The following is a 4,732-nucleotide window of genomic DNA, read 5'->3' on the forward strand; positions in this document are numbered from 1 at the left end:
GCTGAAGGCGAATCCGACGAACCTTTCTCGCAAGGCGGCGTCCGCTCAAACTCCGTAGCGTTCGGTGCGGATGATTTCGGCTGCAACGCCGGCATCGATCAGCGCCTGGGCTGCCGCGGAAACGAAGGCATTGGAGCCGCAGACGAAGGCGAGACCGGGCGGCTCGGGCAGCCGCGCCATGGCTTGCGCCATCATCGCGACGTCCACCCGCCGCGCATAGTCGGCCGGGCGGCGTGCGGCTTCGCGGGTCAGTGTCAGCACCAGCTCGAAGCCGTCCTGACGCTCGTCGAGGGCGATCAGCTCGTCACGAAAGATCACTTCGTCCCAGACCCGGACCGAAAAGACCAGGACGACGGGCACCGCTGAATTCCGTGCGGCGCGGTGGCGGATCATCGACATCAAGGGCACGACGCCCGAACCGCCGCCGACCATCACAAGCGGCCCACTCTCATCCTTCGGCCAGACGAAATGCCCGCCAAGCGGCCCGCGCAGTTCGATTTCGTCGCCAATTGCCGCGACTTCGTGGAAGAAGGGCGAAACCTCGCCATCGTCGAGTTGTTCGATCGCCAGTTCGATTGCGCCATTCGTTTCGGGCGCGGAGGCGATGGAATAGGAGCGGCGCGCCTGATAGCCGTCCGGCGCCGTCAGCCTGACGTCGACATGCTGCCCGGCGCGATAGGCGAAGGGCCGAGACGGCTGAAAAAAGAAGCTGGTGACACGCGGCGTGCGCTTTTCGATGCGGACGATGCCGGCTGTTTGCCAGGGCGACTGCACTGCCGCCGTATCGCTCACGGATCGTCCGTGTAGCGTTGCTCGCGCCATGGGTCGCCATAGATATGGTAGCCGCGCAATTCCCAGAAACCGGGCTCGTCGCGCGTGGTGAATTGCAGGCCGTTCAGCCATTTGGCCGACTTCCAGAAATAGAGATGCGGCACCAGCAGCCTTGCCGGGCCGCCATGATCCGGTGTGATCGGCTTGCCTTCGTAGAGCAGCGCGACCATGGCCTTGCCGGCGGTGAGATCCTTGACCGGCACATTGGTGGTGTAACCGTCGAACGCGTGCGCCAGCGTGAAGCCGGTCGGCGGCTCCACACCCGCGTCGGCAAGGATATCGTCGACCAGCACGCCCTGCCACGGCGTGTCGAACTTGGTCCATGCGGTCACGCAATGGATATCGCGCGTCATCTTGGTCAACGGCAGCGCGTTGAACTCGGCCCAATTCCATTTCTTGATCGGGCGTGGCCCATGTTTCAGCGTGAAAGACCAATCCTCGGTGCGCACGCGCGGCGTCGGACCGGCCGACAGCACCGGAAAACCCTGTTCAAGATGTTGGCCGGGCGGGATGCGGGCATCGTCATCGGTTGGCGGGCGCCGTCCTGAAGAGAAACCTCGGGTGACCATCGCGGCAATCTCCCTGCATCGGGCCGACATCAACCTGATGCAATGTTCTCGAAGATGTCGTGGCGGGCAACCAAAATCTTGACGGGCGGAGGCCGGAGGGGATCGTCGCCGACGAACCCTGCCGGTCCCGTTCACGTCAAGGCCATTACTCAGCCATTGGCAAAAGGCACCGCGATGTAGATCTGAGCGTCGCCACGCTCGACCAGCAACAGCACCGACTTGCGGCCAGACTTGCCGGCTTGCGCGATTGCCTGGGTTACTTGCCTGGCGTTCTTAACCGGCACCTGATTGACGGCAACGATGATGTCGCCGGCCTGTATTCCGGAAGCGGCGGCAGCTTTGTCGGGATTGACGCTGGCAACCACCGCGCCGTGCTGCTTGCCGGCTAGGTTCATCTGCTGGCGAATGTCGGGCGTTATGTCCATCAAGCCGAGCCCTATCGCCGGAGCGCGCCCGGCGCTGGGCGTGTCGGACCCGTCATCCAGCGACGCGGTCTTCGCATCGGCGCTGTTCTGGCCGACATCGACGGAAATCCGCATCGGCTTGCCTTTGCGCCAGACGTCGACCGTTTCCGTGGCGCCCGGCGCGACATCGGCGACCGCCCGCGACAGGTCCTTGGGGTCCTTCACGTCCTGCCCGGCAAAGCTGGTGATGACGTCGCCCGTCTCGATGCCGGCCTTGGCCGCCGGCGAGCCGTCATTGACCTCTGAAACCAACGCGCCGCCGGGATGGTCGAGCCCGATGGCGCTCGCGACATCCGGTGTCACCTCCTGGATCTGAACGCCGAGATAGCCGTACTGGATGGAGCCGCCCTTCATCAGCTTGGCCACCACCTTCTGGGCCTGGTCCGACGGAATGGCAAAGCCGACGCCGACGCTGCCGCCATTGGGCGAATAGATCGCCGTGTTGATGCCGACGACATTGCCCGCGACATCCACCAGCGGACCGCCGGAATTGCCGTGGTTGATCGGCGCGTCGATCTGGATGAAATCGTCGAACGGGCCGCTATGCAGGTCACGGCCGCGCGCCGAGACGATGCCTGCCGTGACGGTGGTGCCGATGCCGAACGGGTTGCCGAAGGCCAGCACCTGGTCGCCTGGCATAAGCTTGTCGGAATCGCCCCATTTGACGGTCGGCAGGGGTTTGTCCGACTTGATCTTCAGCACGGCGAGATCGTTCTTGGCATCGCGCCCGACAAGCTTGGCCGGAAGTTCGGTGCCGTCGTCGAGCGTCACCTTGATCGAAGAGGCCCCATCGATGACGTGATTGTTGGTGACGATGGTGCCGTCGGAGGCGACGATGAAGCCGGAACCCAGCGCCTCGGCGCGCTGCGGTTGCTGTTGCGGCGGCGTCTTGGGCGTCGGCATGCCCTGGTCACCGAAGAACTGGCGGAAATAGTCGTCGAAAGGCGAGCCGCCGTCGAAAGGAGAGGCATCGCTCATCGTTTCAGGCTGTGCCTTCATGACGGTGGTGACCGTCACCACCGCCGGCTTGTCGGCGGCAACGATGGGTGCGAACGAGCCATTGGGCGCAGTGATGCCGGCAACAGGTGTCTGGGTCGTCGGAACGGTGTTGCCCGCGCTTTGGGCGAAAGACATGACGAAGGGGGATATGATCAGCGCAGCGCCCAGCAAGGCCGCGACGCGATGCCTACGAAGGATATCTGACATGGTCGTTGTCCGGGCGAGAGTTGATCCAGCGCCGTGGCCTCCCATGCGGGAAATCGGTCATCGGCGTGTCGAGGTTGCAATTGCCCGTCTCGCCTACATGGCAGCCAACCGGATCGACGGCCTTGCATCTAGGGCGCGGATTGGCCCGATTTAGGGTTTTCGGGCGACCTTACGAAGATTTAATATCCGCACGGCGGCAGGGTCGCAAAGTCGTCGGGTCGCGCCTTGCTGCCTCGCTGGAGCCTTAGCCACCGGCGGTTCGTCCGAGATAGGCCGTAGCAATCTCGCGCATGCGCTTGCCGTCGAAGCTCGGTCCGTGTCCTCCATGACCGATACGGATCGGCAGGTCGAGCAGGCGCCGCATCGTACTGATATAGGCGGCCCGGTCGGAATCCGGCAGGTCGTCTATCAGCATGGCGTCGTAGATGGCATCGCCGCTGAAGAACAGTCCGTCGGCCTCGTCGAACAGCGCGATCGAATCCGGTGAATGGCCCGGCAAATGCAGCACGCGAAATTGCCGGTCGCCAAGATCGACGACATCGCCCTCGTCCAGGGTTCGCGTCAACGGCGCGGGCGGGATCCTGTAGTCGGCCGACTTCCATCCGGACGCCGGCAGTTTCGAGACGGCACCCTCGAGGTCGTGGAACATGTAGGCGTAAGTCGCGGCCTCATCCATGGTCTCGAACCGAGCCGCGCTCATTCTTGGCCCGGCCCGCAACGGGAATTCATGCAGCGAGCCGACGTGGTCGAGATGGATGTGGGTGGCAACGACCAGCAACGGCTTGCCCTGCGGCGTCTCGATCTGTGGCGCCAGCGGACAGATGCCCATACCGGTGTCGACGAGCAGGTCGGCATCGCGACCGCGCAGATGCCAGATATTGGCCCGAACATAGGCATGCACGAAGGGCTCGGTCAGCATCGTCGTCTTGCCGTCGACCACGCTCCTGCTGAACCAGCTCGGCATCAAGTGTGAGTCCGGCATACGAAGTGAGCCGGGCATCAGGTGTGAGCCCGGCATCAGACGAAGGGCTTCCCGACCTTGTACTTTTCCGGCACCAGCCGCTTGAGATAGGCCATGCCGGCATCCGACAGCTGATTGACGTCGGGCTTCATGAAATCGTCCGGCATGTGGCGGGTCTTGCCGGCGACGTTCTTGAGCGGCACTTTCTTCAGCACCGTTCTGGTGCCGTCATATTGCAGCGCCACCGAGCCGCCGCCCTGTTCGGCGACGGTGACGGCGAAAGCGCCGGCATCGAAAGCCTCCTGCGCGTCGACCGCGCTGATGGCGCCGATATAGCCGCGCGGCATGTAGCCGAGCGCATCGACGCGGGCACGCTTGCCCGGCAGGCCTTCCGCCAACGCGCGCTCGAGTGCGGCCGGCAGGTCGCTGCCCGACAGCTTGACGTTGCCATGCGCGTCGCGCTCAAGCTTGTCCGGCGGCACCAGGCTTTCGACCAATGCCTTGCCGTCGGCGGTGCTGACGCCTTCCGAAACGGCGACGATGCAGCGCTTGTGGCGATCGAGCGTGGCACGCACGTCGTCGATGAAGCCAGCGGCTGAGAATGGGCGCTCGGGCACATAGACGAGATGAGGGCCGCTGTCGGGGTCGAGCTGCCAGGCAGCGGCAGCCGCGGTCAGGAAGCCCGCATGCCGGCCCATGAC

Annotated in this window: 5 protein-coding genes; all 5 read right to left on the bottom strand. The window is 64.3% G+C overall.

Features of this window, described 5'->3' with window-relative positions; all coding sequences use genetic code 11:
* Window positions 1–45 precede the first annotated feature (45 nt).
* Complete coding sequence (locus tag EN914_RS24540) at window positions 46–792, bottom strand: FAD-binding oxidoreductase (protein WP_024501961.1); 747 nt, start codon at window positions 790–792, stop codon at window positions 46–48.
* Window positions 789–1,400, bottom strand: a complete 612-nt coding sequence (locus EN914_RS24545) for a sulfite oxidase-like oxidoreductase (protein WP_024501962.1) — start codon at window positions 1,398–1,400, stop codon at window positions 789–791. The genes EN914_RS24540 and EN914_RS24545 overlap by 4 nt, the downstream gene beginning before the upstream one ends.
* Window positions 1,401–1,549: 149 nt before the next feature.
* Window positions 1,550–3,070: a DegQ family serine endoprotease gene (locus EN914_RS24550; RefSeq protein ID WP_013528279.1), complete on the bottom strand. Its 1,521-nt coding sequence runs from the start codon at window positions 3,068–3,070 to the stop codon at window positions 1,550–1,552.
* Between the two features lie 244 nt (window positions 3,071–3,314).
* Window positions 3,315–4,034 carry an MBL fold metallo-hydrolase gene (locus EN914_RS24555; RefSeq protein WP_024501963.1) on the bottom strand — a complete coding sequence of 240 codons (720 nt, stop codon included), beginning with the start codon at window positions 4,032–4,034 and terminating at the stop codon, window positions 3,315–3,317.
* 53 nt (window positions 4,035–4,087) lie between these two features.
* Window positions 4,088–4,732, bottom strand: a 645-nt coding sequence (locus EN914_RS24560; protein ID WP_206525259.1) for a 6-phosphofructokinase, incomplete at its 5' end; no start/stop codon positions are given.

Source organism: Mesorhizobium sp. M7A.F.Ca.CA.001.08.2.1, assembly GCF_003998455.1.
Classification (GTDB): domain Bacteria; phylum Pseudomonadota; class Alphaproteobacteria; order Rhizobiales; family Rhizobiaceae; genus Mesorhizobium; species Mesorhizobium ciceri.